Source organism: Clostridium sp. BJN0013 (genome assembly GCF_040939125.1).
Lineage (GTDB): Bacteria > Bacillota > Clostridia > Clostridiales > Clostridiaceae > Clostridium_B.
Window position 1 is genome coordinate 193,203 of the sequence record NZ_CP162495.1, and the last position, 16,486, is coordinate 209,688.

Here is a 16,486-nt window from a genome sequence, read left to right on the forward strand (position 1 = left end):
GTACGGTGTAAGCAGTAATAGTAAATTGTGCACTGTGAATTGAAAGAATTTTGTCCTTTGAAAATTGCACAGTAAATAAAAGAAGTAAAGCTAAGGTTAGAAATAACCTTTGTAGTAGTAAGTATAATTAAAGTTATGCTTACTAAATAACTAAGGATAAAAATTGGTAATAACGAGTACGGCAAGGAAAAGGCCGAATGAGGAGCAGAGTTTACTTATGTAAATGAGCACCGCAGTGAGGCATTTGACGCAGCTGTACGAAGTTAGTAGCAATTTTTTAATGAAACTCACTCAGCTAAGGCTGAGGAGTGCAATTTAGGAACCAAATCAAAGATTTGGACTAAATTATCAGGTCAAGCTACAAAGGGCGCATGGAGGATGCCTTGGCACCAGGAGCCGAAGAAGGACGTGATAAGCTGCGAAAAGCTCTGGGTAGGCGCAAATAGCCAGAGAACCAGAGATATCCGAATGGGGAAACCCACCTAAAAAACAATAGGTACTGCAGGGTGAATATATAGGTCTGCAGAGGGAAACCCGGGGAACTGAAACATCTAAGTACCCGGAGGAAGAGAAAGAAAAATCGATTTTCTAAGTAGCGGCGAGCGAAAGGGAAAGAGCCCAAACCGGAAACTTGTTTCCGGGGTAGAGGTCAGGTAAAAAAAATTGTGGAAGCTTAATTGAATACAACTGGAAAGATGAGCCGCAGAAGGTAAAAGCCCTGTAAGTGAAAAGCAGAAACAAAATAACCTGTACCGGAGTACCACGAGACACGAGAAACCTTGTGGGAAGCAGGGAGGACCACCTCCCAAGGCTAAATACTACCTGGTGACCGATAGAGGAGGAGTACCGTGAGGGAAAGGTGAAAAGAACCCCGGGAGGGGAGTGAAAGAGAACCTGAAACCGTGTGTCCACAAACAGTCGAAGTACGTTAAAGTACGACGGCGTGCTTTTTGTAGAACGAGCCAGCGAGTTACGGCATGCAGCAAGGTTAAATACTTAAGGTATGGAGCCGGAGGGAAACCGAGTCTGAAAAGGGCGTGGAGTTGTATGCTGTAGACCCGAAACCGGGTGACCTATCCATGGCCAGGTTGAAGCGGAAGTAAAATTCCGTGGAGGACCGAACCACGTTGGTGTTGAAAAACCATGGGATGAGCTGTGGATAGCGGAGAAATTCCAATCGAACTCGGAGATAGCTGGTTCTCCCCGAAATAGCTTTAGGGCTAGCGTCGGGAGTGAGTAATGGAGGTAGAGCACTGAATGGGGTAGGGGCTGACAACAGTTACCGAACCTTATCAAACTCCGAATGCCATATACTTGAATCCCGGCAGTCAGACTGCGAATGATAAGATCCGTAGTCAAAAGGGAAAAAGCCCAGACCACCAGCTAAGGTCCCGAAGTGTAAGTTAAGTGGAAAAGGATGTGTGATATCGAAGACAACTAGGATGTTGGCTTAGAAGCAGCCATACATTTAAAGAGTGCGTAATAGCTCACTAGTCAAGAGGTCATGCGCCGAAGATGTCCGGGGCTAAAACTTACCACCGAAGCTATGGGCCTGAAAGGGCGGTAGGGGAGCATGCTGCACAGGCAGAAGCCATACCGGAAGGAGTGGTGGACGGTGCAGGAGAGAGAATGCTGGCATAAGTAGCGAGAAATAAGTGAGAATCTTATTGGTCGAAAACCTAAGGGTTCCCGGGGAAGGTTCGTCCGCCCGGGGTAAGTCGGGACCTAAGCCGAGGCCGAGAGGCGTAGGCGATGGACAACCGGTTGAAATTCCGGTACCACATTTTTGCGAAAAAGAACAGAAGGGATGACGCAGAAGGATAGGATGTGCACACGAATGGATGTGTGTCCAAGGAGTGAGGGAGGAGATAGAGGAAAAACCATATGTCCGGTAATCCTGAGCTTTGAAGGGGAGTCCGCAAGGGCGAGTATCTGATTTCACACTGCCAAGAAAAGTCTCTATGGAGCAAGAGTGTGCCCGTACCGCAAACCGACACAGGTAGGTGAGGAGAGAATCCTAAGACCATCGGAAGAATTGTTGTTAAGGAACTCGGCAAATTGACTCCGTAACTTAGGGAAAAGGAGTGCCACGGAAGTGGCCGCAGAGAAAAGGCCCAAGCAACTGTTTATCAAAAACACAGGTCTCTGCTAAAGCGAAAGCTGAAGTATAGGGGCTGACGCCTGCCCGGTGCTGGAAGGTTAAGGGGACTGCTCAGCGAAAGCGAAGGCAAGAACTTAAGCCCCAGTAAACGGCGGCCGTAACTATAACGGTCCTAAGGTAGCGAAATTCCTTGTCGGGTAAGTTCCGACCCGCACGAATGGCGTAATGATTTGGGCACTGTCTCAACAACAAATCCGGCGAAATTGAAGTGCAAGTGAAGATGCTTGCTACCCGCGATTGGACGGAAAGACCCCGTAGAGCTTTACTGCAGTTTATCACTGAATTTTGGTATTGCCTGTACAGGATAGGTGGGAGGCAGGGAAAGAAGTGCGCCAGCATTTGTGGAGCCAACGTTGGGATACCACCCTGGCAGTACTGAAATTCTAACCGGAGTGCATGAAACTGGACACGGGACAATGATAGGCGGGCAGTTTGACTGGGGCGGTCGCCTCCAAAAGAGTAACGGAGGCGTACAAAGGTTCCCTCAGAAGGGTTGGAAATTCTTCGGAGAGTGCAAAGGCAAAAGGGAGCTTGACTGCGACACAAACAGGTGGAGCAGGGACGAAAGTCGGGCTTAGTGATCCGGTGGTACCTCGTGGGAGGGCCATCGCTCAACGGATAAAAGCTACCTCGGGGATAACAGGCTGATCTCCCCCAAGAGTTCACATCGACGGGGAGGTTTGGCACCTCGATGTCGGCTCGTCGCATCCTGGGGCTGGAGTAGGTCCCAAGGGTTGGGCTGTTCGCCCATTAAAGCGGCACGCGAGCTGGGTTCAGAACGTCGTGAGACAGTTCGGTCCCTATCCGTCGCGGGCGTAGGAAATTTGAGGGGAGCTGTCCCTAGTACGAGAGGACCGGGATGGACTGACCGCTGGTGAACCAGTTGTTCCGCCAGGAGCACAGCTGGGTAGCTAAGTCGGGAAGGGATAAACGCTGAAAGCATCTAAGTGTGAAGCCCACCCCAAGACGAGATTTCCCATGGCGAAAGCCAGTAAGACCCCTCCGAGAAGAGGAGGAGATAGGTCAGGGGTGTAAGCATGGCAACATGTTAAGCTGACTGATACTAATAGGTCGAGGGCTTGACCAAAATATATTTACTGTGCAATTTTGAGGGGATAAAACTCCTGAACAAAAGAATAGAAATCTGGTGGCAATAACGTGGAGGCAACACCCCTTACCATTTCGAACAGGAAGGTTAAGTTCCACAGTGCCCATGGTACTGCAGGGGAGGCCCTGTGGGAGAGCAGGTCGCTGCCGGATATGTTTAAAATAGAATGTCAGATAAGATATTCTATTTTTATTAGCTAAAATAAAGCATTTTAAAAAGTATACTTTTAAAGTATACTTTTTAAAACTTTTCCTATACTGTCATGTATAACTATATTGGCTTTATTATCATAAGGAGTAGTAGATTTATTTATGAGAACTAAATTACTTCCATTAAAATAATCAACTAACCCAGCAGCTGGATATACTACTAGAGATGTACCTCCTACAATTAAAATATCTGCCTGACGTATATATTCAGTAGAGTTATTTAACACATCCATATCCAAGTTTTCTTCATATAAAACTACATCTGGTTTAACTATCCCATTACACTTATCACATTTAGGAATAAGATCAGCACTTTGTAGCACATAATCCAAGTCAAAGAATTTATTACATCTAGTACAGTGGTTTCTATGGATTGAACCGTGTAATTCTAATACATTATGTGATCCTGCCATTTGATGAAGTCCGTCGATATTTTGGGTTATTACAGCTTTTAGCTTTCCCCTTTTTTCTAATTCTGCTAAAGCATAATGTGTGTCATTTGGCTTAGCATCTTTATATATCATTTTTTTTCTGTAGAAGTCAAAGAAGTCTTCAGTATGATACATAAAAAATGTATGGCTTAGCATTATTTCAGGAGGATATGAATAATTATTTTTAGTCTTGTATATACCTGCTTCAGATCTAAAATCAGGTATATTTGATTCAGTAGAAACTCCGGCACCTCCTAAAAATACAACATTTTGGCTTGAGTCTACAACTGATTTTAAGTTTTCATAACTCATAAAATCACCTCTAATTTATATTGAATGTTATTTTATCCGAACGATACCATTGCTAACGTCCTAACTTCTTCAGGGGGGATAAGCACTGCTACGCGTCTGGATAAGTTCTTCTAGGTTCATATGGAGAAAAGTATTCTTTATGAGCAAACTCCACCTGAATCTAAGAATCACTTGATTTCAATTGGATATTTATCTTTTAAGTTATTAATGCATTTTGAGTATTCAAGATTTCTTTTTTCTTGTAATAGTCCATTTTTTATAGCATTTTTTACCTCGTCAAAACTTTTTATAGAGTCTTTTTCTTTTGTCTCCACTTTTATAAGATGATATCCAAATTGAGTTTTTACGGGTTTACTTACTGTACCTGTTTCCAATTGAAAAGCTACTGTTTCAAATTCGGGTACCATCTGTCCTCTAGTAAATTTACCTAAATTACCACCTTGAGCTTTGGAAGGACATGAAGAGTATTTTTTAGCTGCATCTTCAAAAGATAGACCTTCTTCTATTTCATTAGATATTTGGGCAGCTTTTTCAAATGAATCTACTAATATGTGTTTTGCAGTTACATTTTCGGGTTTTTTATACATAGATTTGTTATTGGTATAATAATTTTCTACTTCTTTATCAGTAACTCTAATATTTTCCATAATTTTGGATATTGTCTCTTGAATCAGTAATTCTTTTTTAGTCATTTCTAACTTAACTAAATAATCTTTATCTTTTTCTAATTCAATTTCCCTACCATAATTATAAAAAAGTTCAAAAGAGATAAGTTCATCTAACAACTGTTTTTTACCTTCATCTGTATTAAAATATTGTTGCCTTTCTGCAGGAAACCTCTTCACAACATTTTGAAGATCATTTTCAGTTATTTCTACATTATTAACAATTGCTAATACATTATCTTGCATATATTTTCTCCTTAAATATAATTTATAACTTATAATTAATTATTACATACTTTGCATAGTTTTTCTATACAAAATAAAAATGTGGTAAAATATTCAACTATTTAAAGCTTTTTAATAATATAAAATTTGGATGGAGGAAAGTATTTTATAGCAAAATCTACTTGAATTTAAGAATCATTTGATTTTACTACAGGTTTTAATAAATGTATTTTACCATTTTTTAAATCTATTTCTACTTCTGCACCAATCGGAATAGTTATTTTAGGATATGAATGACCGGATTGAAAATTAGTTAAAGTTGGTTTTCTAAGACTTAATATTCTATCTTCAAATATTTCAGATAAAGTTAAACTCTTTTCATATTGGGAGAACTCACAGTCTTTAAATTGACCTATAATGAAACCTCTACACTGTTGAAGGCTTCCACTTAGGGACAAATGAGTAAGCATTCTATCAATCTTATAAGGTTCTTCCTCCACCTCTTCTATAAATAATATTTTATCTTTAGTATTTATAGCATAAGGTGTGCCAAGTGTACTGCATATTAAGGACAAATTACCTCCTACAAGCTCTCCTTTAACATATTCACCGTTGAAATAATTTGTAGGTATATTATTAGTATTTTCTATGGTAAAAGGATTATATCCAAACATCAATGTATTTAAAAAGCTTTTTAGTGTAGAGGAATCAAATTGAGAATTACACATAGGAGAGTGAAAGGTAATTAAATTACATCTTTGATATATGCTATTTAGTAGAGTAGTTATATCACTGAATCCAGCAAATATTTTTGGGCTTTTTTCTATAATATCAAAATCTATAAGAGGAAGAAGTCTCATGGCACCATATCCACCTCTTATACACAGTATTATATCTACTTCTTTGTCTAAGAACATATCCATAAGATCTTGTACTCTATCTTTGTCCTTACCGGCTAGATAACCCCATCTATCGTAAATGTGTTTTCCACTTTTAACGTTAAAGCCCAAGCTCTCTAAAAATTTAATGCTTTCTTTTATTTTTTTAGGTTCTTCACTACTGGAAGGAGATACAATTCCTATAGTATCTCCCTTTTCTAATTTTTTCCCTAACAAAACTATCACCTTCCAAAATTAAAATAAATCCTTTTTTTTAAGAAATATTATGGATATAACACAAATTAAAGCTGTAATTCCATATATAATCCAAAAAGCATTTGTATATTTTCCAAAAGGTATGCCGGATACATTCATACCAAAAGAACCAAATATTATATTTGGTATAGCCATAACTATAGTTACAGATGCTAAAAGTTTCATGACTATATTCAAATTATTAGATACAACTGAAGCAAATGCATCCATAGTTCCCGCTAGAATATTGCTATAGATATTGGTCATTTCTATAGCCTGTTTATTTTCGATAATAACATCTTCTAAGATATCCTGATCTTCAGGATATTTTTGTAAAAGCTCTAATTTTAACATTTTTTCTAGGGTTATCTCATTTGCCTTTAAAGATGTAGAAAAATAAACTAGAGATTTTTCTAAAGATAAAAGTTGAATAAATTCTTTGTTTTTCATAGATTTGTGAAGTCTCTGTTCAATCATCACACTTTTTTTATCTATTTGTCTTAAATAAAGTAGATAATAACTTGCTATCCTATAAAGTATTTGCAATATAAATCTAGAGCGTTTAAAGGTGTAGAAAGATTTCACTTTACCAGCTATGAAATCTGTAAGAATCTTACTATTTTTCAAACAAACAGTTATTAAAATAAATTCCGTGTGAATTATTGCCAGAGGATAAGAGTCATAAGTTAAAGAATTAACCTCCATTTCAGTAAAAGGAATATCAACTATTACAAGTAGATTATTATCTTCTGTATCTATACGGGATGTTTCTTCTTCATCAAGGGCAGCTCTCAAAAAATCTAGTGAAACACCAGTTTTTTTTGATATTAAAAGTAAATCTTCATCAGAAGGTGCTATAATATTAATCCAACAGCCATGTTCTATAGTGTCTAAAGATTGTAACTTGTTTGATGTATCTATAGTTTTATAAATCGATATCATATAATGTCCTCCTAAGTAAATATGGTATAATTATCATCTTTAGCTAAGTGATTGTTGATGGCTATTTACATTATAGCTTATGAAGTATACTTTTGAATATGATATTATTAATATCTACATAATAATACTATATTAAAATTTAAATTTATTTATGTGGACAAAATAAATTTAGGGATAAATTGAATATTATATAATATTAGGATAATAAAATAAAATTCAATTGAATATTATATGCATTAAAAGGCGAGAATCTAAATGATAAAATTAATTTATAATTCATAATTAGGACTTGCTAGGAGGATATGAATGAAAAAAAAGTATTGTATAATATGTGGGAAGCCTTTAAGTAATGGTATAATAATATATGGTAGAGGAATATGTAGAAGTTGTGAAAAAAGATTATTAAAGTTAGAAAATAATGTGGATTTTTATGAGTATTATAAACAAAGAATAAAAAAAACTATAGTACGTTTTATTAAAAAAGGAGAGATAATCCATTGTCAGAATTACCGCTTTTAGAGGGAGTTTTAAAATACATTGAAGAAAATAATATATCATTTTGTATGCCTGGACATAAAAATGGCAGGGGATTTTTTAATACTTCAATAGGAAGGAAGTTTATAGATAATATTTTAAAGTTTGATATTACAGAGGTAGATGGAGTAGACAATTTTCATAATCCTAAAAGTATAATATTAGATGCCAGTGAGCGTCTTAGAGATTTTTATGGAAGTAAAAAATCTTATTTTCTGGTTAATGGTAGCACCTCGGGAAATATGATAATGCTATTTAGCAGCTTTAATGAGGGGGATAAAGTTTTAGTAGAAAGAAATTGTCATAGCTCTGTATTTAATGGAATAATTATGAGAAAGTTAAATCCCGTATATTTAAAAAATATTATAAGTACAAGATTAAATGCTCCTGTTTGTATAAATTTGGAGCATTTTTTAAAAACCTTAGATGAAAATAAAGATGCAAAAGGAATAATTGTTACATATCCTAACTATTATGGTATATGTAGTAATTTGGAATTTATAATAGAAAAAGCTAGAGAATATAATATGAAAATTTTAGTGGATTGTGCCCATGGCGCTCATTTTGGAGTCCATGAAAGTTTACCTGAAAGTGCAGTTAAAATGGGAGCAGATATGGTAGTCACAAGTACACACAAGACACTTCCAAGTTTCACTCAAACTGCTTATTTACATATTAATAATGAAGAGGATTTAGATAAAGTTGATTTTTATTCTAAGGTATTTTTAAGTACAAGTCCTTCTTATGTAGCACTTTGTTCTATGGATTATGCCAGATTTTATCTTGAAAAGTATGGATATAAAGATTATGAAAAACTTATTGAAATAAGTGAATATTATAGAGATAAAATAAATCTTATAAAAGGATTCAGTATAATTGGAAAAAAGGATATCTCTGTACATAATAAAAATTTACCATCAAGTGTGTGGGATATAGATTTGACCAGATATACTATAAATTTGGAAGAAGGCTACAGTGCAAATTTATTATTGGACTATTTAAGAAAATCAAGAATTCAAGCTGAAATGAGTGATAACTTTAATGTAGTATTAATTTTTTCTCCTTTTAATAAAAAAGAAGAATTTGAAAAATTGTATAGAGCATTAAAAAATTGTGATTTAAAAAATTTTACACATAAAAAAATAGATATTATGGAGTATGAAATACCTAAAATGGGCATATTGCCTTATGAAATTATAAATTCAGAAACAGAGACAATAAATATAGAAAGTTCATTAGGAAGAATAGCAGCAATTAACGTAACACCGTATCCCCCAGGAATACCTTTATTATTGATGGGGGAGATAATAGATAGAAATATTTTAGAAATCATAAAGTATTATGTAAAATCTGGATTAGATATAATAGGTATAAGGGATAATAAAATTCGAGTTGTAAAATAAATTTATGGGGGAAGTTAAATGGAATCATTAAAAGGAAAACTTATAGTTGTAGAAGGATGTGATGGTAGTGGTAAAGCTACCCAAACAACAAAACTTTATAATAGACTTCTAAATGAAAAATACAATGTAAAAAAAGTAGAGTATCCTAATTACAGTAGTGAATCATCCGCCTTGGTAAAAATGTACTTAAATGGAGACTTTGGAGAAAATCCTGAAGATGTAAGTGCCTATGTTGCATCTACTTTTTATGGAGTAGATAGATTTGCTTCTTATAAAACTCAATGGAAAAAGTTTTATGAACAAGGAGGTATAATTTTAGCAGATAGATATACTACATCTAATATGATACATCAAGCTTCCAAAATTAATGATATAGAAGAAAAAGATAAGTTTTTAAAATGGTTGTGGGATTTTGAATTTAATATATTTAAGCTGCCAATACCTGACTGCATCATATTTTTAGATATGCCTCCTAAGTATAGTAAAAATCTCATGATTGAGAGAAATAATAAATTTACAGGTAATTCTAAGAAAGATATACATGAGAGTAATTATGAATATTTAATTAATTCATATAATAATGCATTATATGTTGCAAGTAAATATAGATGGAGTAAAGTTTCCTGTGTGGGAAATAATAGAATAAATACAGTAAATGAAATTCATGAAAATATATATAGTTTAGTAAAAAACATATTAATGTAATATATCCGTATTAAATAGTTTAATATAAGATTATACAATTAAGTAATTATGCTATAATTATTATAAGTTAATTTTAAAAATTCAGATAATTTTCAGATAAAATTAGAAGGAGAGATGCTTTGTGAAATTAATTATAGCTATTGTTCAGGATGATGATGCAGGAGATTTATTAAAAATTCTAACGAAACATGAATTTAAAGTGACTAAGCTTGCTACTACAGGAGGATTTTTAAAAGCAGGTAATACAACTTTAATGATAGGAGTAGAAGAAGATGGTGTAGATAAAGTGATAGCTTATATTGAACAGGTCTGTAAAACTAGAAAACAAGTTGTAACTACTCCTTCTTCAGTTGCAAGTGCTACAGGGGTATATATGCCTTATTCTATGGAGATAGAAGTTGGAGGTGCAAATATATTTGTAGTAGATGTGGATAAGTTTATTAAAATTTAGGAGGTAAATTTAAGGGTGAGTTTTTATAGGATAATAGGTCATGACATGATAAAATCTCAGATAGAAAATTCCATAAAGCTGAATAGATTTTCTCATGCCAGTATTTTTGTAGGAGAAGACGGATTAGGAAAGAGTTTGCTTGCTAAAGAACTAGCTATAAAAATATTAGGTAAAAATGAAATTAAACAATACGTAGATATAATAGAACTCAAGTTATTTAAAAATAAAAGATCTATTGGTATAGAAGAAATAAAATATATAATAGAAGAGATTAATAAAAAACCTTATGAAGGTGATAAAAAAGTAATAATATTATATAATTCTGATAAAATTACGGAAACCGCTCAAAATGCACTGTTGAAGACTATAGAAGAACCACCCGAAGGGAGTTTTATTATACTATTGTGTGAAAAGTTGGATGGAATTTTAGATACAGTAAAATCCAGATGTCAGATATATAAACTTAATAGATTAAATTCAAAAGATATGCAAATATTTTTGAATAATAAATTTCCAGCATTGTCTAAACAGGAACTAAAGTCCATTATGGCTTTTAGTGATGGGATACCTGGAAGAGCAGAAAAATTTATTTCAAGTTCAGTTTTGAGGGAAATAAGGAATATAACTATAAAAATATTTAGGAAATTATATGATGAAGATATAAATCTTACTTTGGAATTTTCTAATTATTTATTTAAAGAAAGAGATAATTGGGAAGAGATACTTACCTGTATGTTATCTTATGTACGTGATGTTCTCATATATAAGGAAACAGGTAATAGTGATTTAATTATAAATACTGACAAATTTCAAGATCTAAAAGCTATAGGAGAAATGTTTTCATTTAATGAGTTAAATGCTATTATTAATATTATAGAAAATGTTAGAGAAAAGCTAGATAGAAATGTAAATTCAACCTTGGTTTTTGATTCTATGTTGATGAAAATGCAGGAGGTATAGATAAAATATGGTAACAGTTGTAGGGGTACGATTTAAAAAAGCTGGAAAAATATATTATTTTTCGCCAGATAATTTAAGTATAAAAAAAGATGATAATATAATAGTTGAAACGGCTAGAGGTATAGAATTCGGCAGATGTGTTATAAATCCAAAAGCTATAGATGAAAGTGATATAGTTTCACCACTTAAAAATGTATTAAGGATAGCCACAGAAGAAGATATAAAAAAACATAATGGAAATAAAAAAAAAGAAAGTGAAGCATTTAAAGTATGTATTGAAAAAATACAACAGCATGATTTGAAGATGAAACTTATAGATGTAGAATATACTTTTGATAATAATAAAGTTATATTTTATTTTACTGCAGATGGAAGAGTAGATTTTAGAGAATTGGTAAAAGATCTTGCTTCAATATTTAGAACTAGAATAGAACTTAGACAAATAGGAGTAAGGGATGAAGCTAAAATGGTGGGAGGACTTGGACCTTGTGGTAGAACCATGTGTTGCTCTACTTTCTTAGGGGATTTTGTACCTGTTTCTATTAAAATGGCTAAAGAACAAAATTTGTCATTAAATCCTACAAAAATATCAGGTATGTGTGGAAGACTTATGTGCTGTTTAAATTATGAACAGGATACTTATGAAAAAATAAGAAAAAAATTGCCTAAAGTAGGTTCCATTGTAGATACATCTTATGGACAAGGAGAAGTTGTGAGTAATTCTGTAGTGAAAGAGATAGTTAAAGTGAAAATAAGAGTTAAAGATGGTGAAGATATGATGAAAGAAATATCTATAGATGATATTCATATGATATCTGGAGGGTTTGAAGGAAATATAAATGAAGATGAAATAAAGATTGATATAGAAGACGAAGATGAAGATATAATTAAACACTTATTTAATGAGAACTAGGGAGGTCAGTGTATGAAATCTGTATTTAAGATTCCTAATATACGTAATACTAGAGATGTAAATAATATAAGAAAAGCTATTTCTAATAATGAGGGAGTAATAGCATGTCAGATAAATACACAAAAATGTGAAGTTAGTATAGTATATGATGATTATTTTATAACAGAAGATAAAATAATACAATGCCTTGAAGATGTAGGCTATGCGGTGTTTTAAAATTATCTTTAAAAATTTTAATAAGTGTGATAAAATGTTATAGGATAATAGAAACATGTGATTTTAATTAAGGAGGTGTAGGATTAATGTCATATAAAATTACAGATGCTTGTATGAATTGTGGAGCATGTGCTTCAGAATGTCCAGTTGAATGCATAAGTCAAGGAGATACTCAATTCTTAATAGATGAGGGTACATGTATAGAATGTGGAAACTGTGCTAATGTCTGTCCAGTAGGAGCACCAGTTCAAGCAGACTAATGTAAATGATTAAAATTACTTTTAAAAAGGCTGCCTAGGGTAGTCTTTTTAATTTTGGACAAGTTTCTTTTCTAAGGATCCTAATATTCTTATATTTATAAATACATAAAACATTGTATAAAGAGTAGATTATTTTGACCGATTAATAAAATATAGGTGAAAAGATTTAAATAAGAGTTTTAGTAGCAAAATGCATTAAACGGAGGTATAATATGGATATATCTGTTATTTTATTCTTAATTTTTGGATTATTAGCCCTAGGTGGGGGATTCATACTAGATGGAGGACATCTTTCAGCTCTTTTGGGGCCTACAGCAGCTATGATAGTATTTGGTGGAACAATTGGGGCTGTAGGGGTGTCTTTTCCTTTAGATTTATTGAAAAAAACTCCAAAGATGGTTAAAGTTATGATAAGTCCTCCAAAAACGGATTTGCCTTCTTTAATATCCTATTTTAAAGATGTATCTTATAGAACCAGGAAAAATGGGCTTTTAAGTTTAGAAGGAGAAATATCTAATGATCCTAATTTAGATCCTTTTATAAAGAAAGGATTGCAGCTTGTGGTAGATGGAGTAGATCCTCAGGCAGTTAGGGGTATATTAGAGTTAGAATTAGAATCCACTTCAGAAAGGCATAGACAAGGAGCAGCTGTATTTCAAAGTGCTGGCGGATATTCTCCTACTATGGGTATAGTAGGTACAGTTATGGGATTAGTTCATGTTTTGGGTAATTTAGAAGATCCGTCTACATTGGGACCTAAGATAGCAATAGCGTTTTTAGCAACATTATATGGTATCGGTGCAGCTAATCTTATATGGCTTCCAATAAGTAGTAGATTGAATGTACTTGATGATAAAGAAGTAAAAGAGAAGACTTTAATAATTGAAGGAATATTATACATACAAGAAGGAATAAATCCCAATACCATAGCAGAAAAATTAAAGAGTTTTCTAAATAAAGAAGAACTAGTTAAATTTGAAGAAATGGATGGTAGACAGCAGCTATGAAAAAGAAAAGAAAGCATTCAGAAGAAAATACAGAAAGATGGCTGCTTACTTATTCCGATTTAATAACTTTACTTATGATATTTTTTGTTGTAATGTATTCTATGAGCAATATAAGTGCATCTAAATATAAGCAGGTGGCAGAATCTTTAAAGATGTCTATGGGTGGAGGGAAAAGTGTAATAGGAAGTGATGATACTTCAAGTATAAAAGAAACTATAGATCCTGAAGAAGTACATCAAACTGATACAGATGATCAGGAAAAAAAATTGTCTGAACTAAAGGCAGAGGTGGACAAATATCTGCAAAACAGTGAAATGAGCGGAAGTGTATCTACAAGTATAAATGAAAGAGGACTTATTGTAAGTATGAATGATACTTTGCTATTTGATACAGGAAGAGCCGATATAAAACCAGAGTTTCAACAAAAACTTGTAGAAATAGGTAAAATTTTAAATCAGCTTGGAAACTATATGAGGATAGAAGGGCATACAGATAATGTTCCCATTAGTAATAATCAATATTCTTCTAATTGGAAGTTATCCTGTGACAGGGCATCTAATGTTACTGAGTTTCTTATAAAAAATGCTGGAATTGAACCAGAAAAGTTATCTGCAATTGGCTATGGGGAATACAGACCTGTAGGAGATAATTCCGTAGATGAAGGCAAAGCTAAGAATAGAAGGGTTGATATAGTTATATTGAACAGCAAATTTAATGCAGTAGAGGAAAATAGTGTTAACAATAGTTCCACTGAAAAATAAAATAATATGGTATTTACATTTCCTAGGATTATGTATCCTGGGATTTTTTATATATGAATTTATCCGAATGCTTCAATTAGCTAATACTCTCATTCTCTTCAAATTAGGAGATAAACACTGCTATGCGCTTGGATAAGTTCTTCCCCTAAAGGATAACGTATTCTAAGTGCTAAAGACACTAAGAATACTGTTAATAAGGTTCAGATGGAAAAAAGCATTCCTCATGGGCAAACTCTACCTGAACTTAAGAATCACTTGATGACTATTTGACAATGTAAAGTATTTAAATCATAATTAAAAATATCAATTTGAAAATGAGGTATTTATGTGAATAATAATTTATTAAGAAATGATGAAACTTTAGATGACTTACAATTAAAAGGATTATATATTATACAAAAAAAAGATGCTTTTAGGTTTGGGGTAGATGCAGTGCTACTTGCCAATTTTGCTAGAGTAAAAAGAGGAGATAGGGTAATAGATTTGTGCAGTGGTACAGGAATAGTTCCATTTATATTATCAGGAAAAACACCGGCAAGTAAAATAATAGGTATAGAAATACAGAAAGATATGGTGGAAATGTCCATAAGATCTGCAAAATTCAATAATATGGAAAATATTATAGAGTTTATTAATAAGGATTTAAAAGATTTAAATTATTTGAGGAATATCCCTAGAGTAGATGTGGTTACAGTTAATCCACCTTACAAATTGAAAAACTCTGGAATCATAAATTTAAAAAATAAAAATGCCATTGCCAGGCATGAAATATGTTGTGAATTAGAGGATGTTATAAAGGCAGCTAAAGCGCTCCTGAAAGATAATGGCAAAATTTATATGATACATAGACCGGATAGAATGGCAGATATTATTTGTACTATGAGACAGTATAAGATAGAACCTAAATTCATAAGAATGGTTCAGCCTGATGTAAGTAAGGCTCCTAACATGGTACTTATAGAAGGACAAAATAATGGAGGACGATTTTTAAAATGGGGTGTGCCTGTATATGTACATGAGTTAGATGGAAGTTATACGGAAGAAATTAACAAAATATATGGAAGATAAGAAGAGAGGTAAATCATGGGTAAACTTTTTTTAGTGGCAACTCCTATAGGAAATTTAAAAGACATAACTTTAAGAGCTTTAGAAACACTAGAAAGTGTGGATTTAATAGCAGCAGAAGATACCAGACAGAGCTTAAAGTTATTAAATCATTTTAATATAAAAAAGCCTCTTATAAGCTATTATAAATATAATGAAAATGGTAAGAGTGAATTGTTAATAGAAAAACTAAGAGATGGAAAAAGTATAGCATTGGTAAGTGATGCAGGTACCCCGGGGATATCAGATCCAGGAAGTGTTATTGTACGTAAGTGTATAGAAGAAGGGATAGATTTTGAAGTATTACCCGGTGCTAATGCTGTAACTACAGCATTAGTTTATTCGGGTATGGATACTTCTCAATTCATGTTTATGGGATTTTTACCCAGGGAAAATAAAGATAAAAAAATTTTTTTACAGAGTGTAAAGGATAGAAGGGAAACCCTTATAATGTATGAATCTCCACATAGATTAATACATACTTTAGAAGCTTTGAAAGATATTTTAGGTAATAGACATATAGCCATATGTAGGGAACTTACCAAAATTTATGAAGAAATATTAAGATTTACTATAGAAGAATCTATAAATTATTATTCTGGCAGAAATATAAAAGGAGAATTTGTTCTTGTAATAGAAGGTAAGGATAAAAAAGAACTTTTACAAGAGAAAAAGAAAAAATGGGAAGATTTATCTATAGAAGATCATATAAAGATGTATATTGATAAGGGATTAGATAAAAAAGAGGCTGTAAAAAAAGTAGCCAAGGATAGAAATGTTTGTAAATCTAAAATTTATAAATATTCTATTAATTTATAACAGTGGAATATAAAATTAAAATGAAATAATAAAAATAATAATGTGATAAAGTATTATCTTATTAGAAAATATAATAGAAAATAATCAATTTATCAATGAAGATTGTGGATTTACAGTAAAAATTTAATTTTTATTAAGAAGATTTTATATAAACGTTGAGAAGTATT

Annotated in this window: 16 protein-coding genes and 2 rRNA genes; 14 read left to right on the forward strand and 4 right to left on the reverse strand. The window is 32.8% G+C overall.

Going from position 1 to position 16,486, the window contains the following annotated elements; genetic code table 11:
* Positions 1–351 precede the first annotated feature (351 nt).
* A 23S ribosomal RNA gene (locus AB3K27_RS01170) occupies positions 352–3,248 on the forward strand.
* Positions 3,249–3,304: 56 nt separating this feature from the next.
* Positions 3,305–3,421: ribosomal RNA gene (gene rrf / locus AB3K27_RS01175) — 5S ribosomal RNA — on the forward strand.
* A 74-nt stretch (positions 3,422–3,495) separates the two neighbouring features.
* Here rrf and AB3K27_RS01180 read toward each other — a convergent pair.
* From AB3K27_RS01180 to AB3K27_RS01195, 4 genes are all read right to left on the reverse strand, one after another.
* Positions 3,496–4,221: an NAD-dependent protein deacylase gene (locus tag AB3K27_RS01180; RefSeq protein WP_368489448.1), complete on the reverse strand. Its 726-nt coding sequence runs from the start codon at positions 4,219–4,221 to the stop codon at positions 3,496–3,498.
* A gap of 167 nt (positions 4,222–4,388) precedes the next feature.
* Positions 4,389–5,132, reverse strand: a complete 744-nt coding sequence (locus AB3K27_RS01185) for a peptidylprolyl isomerase (protein ID WP_368489449.1) — start codon at positions 5,130–5,132, stop codon at positions 4,389–4,391.
* A 167-nt stretch (positions 5,133–5,299) separates the two neighbouring features.
* Positions 5,300–6,226 carry an LD-carboxypeptidase gene (locus tag AB3K27_RS01190; protein WP_368489450.1) on the reverse strand — a complete coding sequence of 309 codons (927 nt, stop codon included), beginning with the start codon at positions 6,224–6,226 and terminating at the stop codon, positions 5,300–5,302.
* Between the two features lie 18 nt (positions 6,227–6,244).
* The gene (locus AB3K27_RS01195) at positions 6,245–7,186 is read right to left on the reverse strand and encodes a magnesium transporter CorA family protein (protein ID WP_368489451.1); all 942 of its coding nucleotides are present in this window, start codon (positions 7,184–7,186) and stop codon (positions 6,245–6,247) included.
* A 306-nt stretch (positions 7,187–7,492) separates the two neighbouring features.
* Here AB3K27_RS01195 and AB3K27_RS01200 point away from each other — a divergent pair, with 306 nt between their 5' ends.
* From AB3K27_RS01200 to rsmI, 12 genes are all read left to right on the forward strand, one after another.
* Complete coding sequence (locus AB3K27_RS01200) at positions 7,493–7,705, forward strand: sigma factor G inhibitor Gin (protein WP_368489452.1); 213 nt, start codon at positions 7,493–7,495, stop codon at positions 7,703–7,705.
* A complete protein-coding gene (locus tag AB3K27_RS01205; RefSeq protein ID WP_368489453.1) occupies positions 7,684–9,123 on the forward strand; it encodes an aminotransferase class I/II-fold pyridoxal phosphate-dependent enzyme in 1,440 nt (479 codons plus the stop codon). Before AB3K27_RS01200 ends, AB3K27_RS01205 begins: the two co-directional genes overlap by 22 nt.
* Before the next feature lie 18 nt (positions 9,124–9,141).
* Positions 9,142–9,828, forward strand: coding sequence for a dTMP kinase (locus tag AB3K27_RS01210; RefSeq protein WP_368489454.1), 687 nt, complete (start codon positions 9,142–9,144; stop codon positions 9,826–9,828).
* A 121-nt stretch (positions 9,829–9,949) separates the two neighbouring features.
* Positions 9,950–10,279, forward strand: coding sequence for a cyclic-di-AMP receptor (locus AB3K27_RS01215; protein WP_368489455.1), 330 nt, complete (start codon positions 9,950–9,952; stop codon positions 10,277–10,279).
* A 15-nt stretch (positions 10,280–10,294) separates the two neighbouring features.
* On the forward strand, positions 10,295–11,239 hold the full coding sequence (locus AB3K27_RS01220) for a DNA polymerase III subunit delta' (protein WP_368489456.1): 945 nt from the start codon (positions 10,295–10,297) through the stop codon (positions 11,237–11,239).
* A gap of 7 nt (positions 11,240–11,246) precedes the next feature.
* Positions 11,247–12,152, forward strand: a complete 906-nt coding sequence (locus AB3K27_RS01225) for a stage 0 sporulation family protein (protein WP_368489457.1) — start codon at positions 11,247–11,249, stop codon at positions 12,150–12,152.
* Positions 12,153–12,164: 12 nt separating this feature from the next.
* Positions 12,165–12,368: a heavy-metal-associated domain-containing protein gene (locus AB3K27_RS01230; protein WP_368489458.1), complete on the forward strand. Its 204-nt coding sequence runs from the start codon at positions 12,165–12,167 to the stop codon at positions 12,366–12,368.
* Positions 12,369–12,454: 86 nt separating this feature from the next.
* On the forward strand, positions 12,455–12,628 hold the full coding sequence (locus AB3K27_RS01235) for a DUF362 domain-containing protein (RefSeq protein ID WP_368489459.1): 174 nt from the start codon (positions 12,455–12,457) through the stop codon (positions 12,626–12,628).
* A 212-nt stretch (positions 12,629–12,840) separates the two neighbouring features.
* The gene (locus tag AB3K27_RS01240; protein WP_368489460.1) at positions 12,841–13,635 is read left to right on the forward strand and encodes a flagellar motor protein; all 795 of its coding nucleotides are present in this window, start codon (positions 12,841–12,843) and stop codon (positions 13,633–13,635) included.
* Positions 13,632–14,396: a flagellar motor protein MotB gene (locus AB3K27_RS01245; protein WP_368489461.1), complete on the forward strand. Its 765-nt coding sequence runs from the start codon at positions 13,632–13,634 to the stop codon at positions 14,394–14,396. The genes AB3K27_RS01240 and AB3K27_RS01245 overlap by 4 nt, the downstream gene beginning before the upstream one ends.
* 327 nt (positions 14,397–14,723) lie before the next feature.
* Positions 14,724–15,464, forward strand: a complete 741-nt coding sequence (locus AB3K27_RS01250; protein WP_368489462.1) for a tRNA1(Val) (adenine(37)-N6)-methyltransferase — start codon at positions 14,724–14,726, stop codon at positions 15,462–15,464.
* 15 nt (positions 15,465–15,479) lie between these two features.
* Positions 15,480–16,319, forward strand: coding sequence for a 16S rRNA (cytidine(1402)-2'-O)-methyltransferase (gene rsmI / locus AB3K27_RS01255; RefSeq protein WP_368489463.1), 840 nt, complete (start codon positions 15,480–15,482; stop codon positions 16,317–16,319).
* The last annotated feature ends 167 nt before the right edge of the window (positions 16,320–16,486 follow it).

Bases quoted from the DNA above. Each gene is read 5' to 3' on its own strand.
- AB3K27_RS01185 (WP_368489449.1), bottom strand. From the start codon at position 5,132: ATGCAAGATAATGTATTAGCAATTGTTAATAATGTAGAAATAACTGAA.
- AB3K27_RS01210 (WP_368489454.1), top strand. From the start codon at position 9,142: ATGGAATCATTAAAAGGAAAACTTATAGTTGTAGAAGGATGTGATGGT.
- AB3K27_RS01225 (WP_368489457.1), top strand. From the start codon at position 11,247: ATGGTAACAGTTGTAGGGGTACGATTTAAAAAAGCTGGAAAAATATAT.
- AB3K27_RS01245 (WP_368489461.1), top strand. From the start codon at position 13,632: ATGAAAAAGAAAAGAAAGCATTCAGAAGAAAATACAGAAAGATGGCTG.
- rsmI (WP_368489463.1), top strand. From the start codon at position 15,480: ATGGGTAAACTTTTTTTAGTGGCAACTCCTATAGGAAATTTAAAAGAC.
- AB3K27_RS01200 (WP_368489452.1), top strand. From the start codon at position 7,493: ATGAAAAAAAAGTATTGTATAATATGTGGGAAGCCTTTAAGTAATGGT.
- AB3K27_RS01240 (WP_368489460.1), top strand. From the start codon at position 12,841: ATGGATATATCTGTTATTTTATTCTTAATTTTTGGATTATTAGCCCTA.
- AB3K27_RS01180 (WP_368489448.1), bottom strand. From the start codon at position 4,221: ATGAGTTATGAAAACTTAAAATCAGTTGTAGACTCAAGCCAAAATGTT.
- AB3K27_RS01230 (WP_368489458.1), top strand. From the start codon at position 12,165: ATGAAATCTGTATTTAAGATTCCTAATATACGTAATACTAGAGATGTA.
- AB3K27_RS01235 (WP_368489459.1), top strand. From the start codon at position 12,455: ATGTCATATAAAATTACAGATGCTTGTATGAATTGTGGAGCATGTGCT.
- AB3K27_RS01195 (WP_368489451.1), bottom strand. From the start codon at position 7,186: ATGATATCGATTTATAAAACTATAGATACATCAAACAAGTTACAATCT.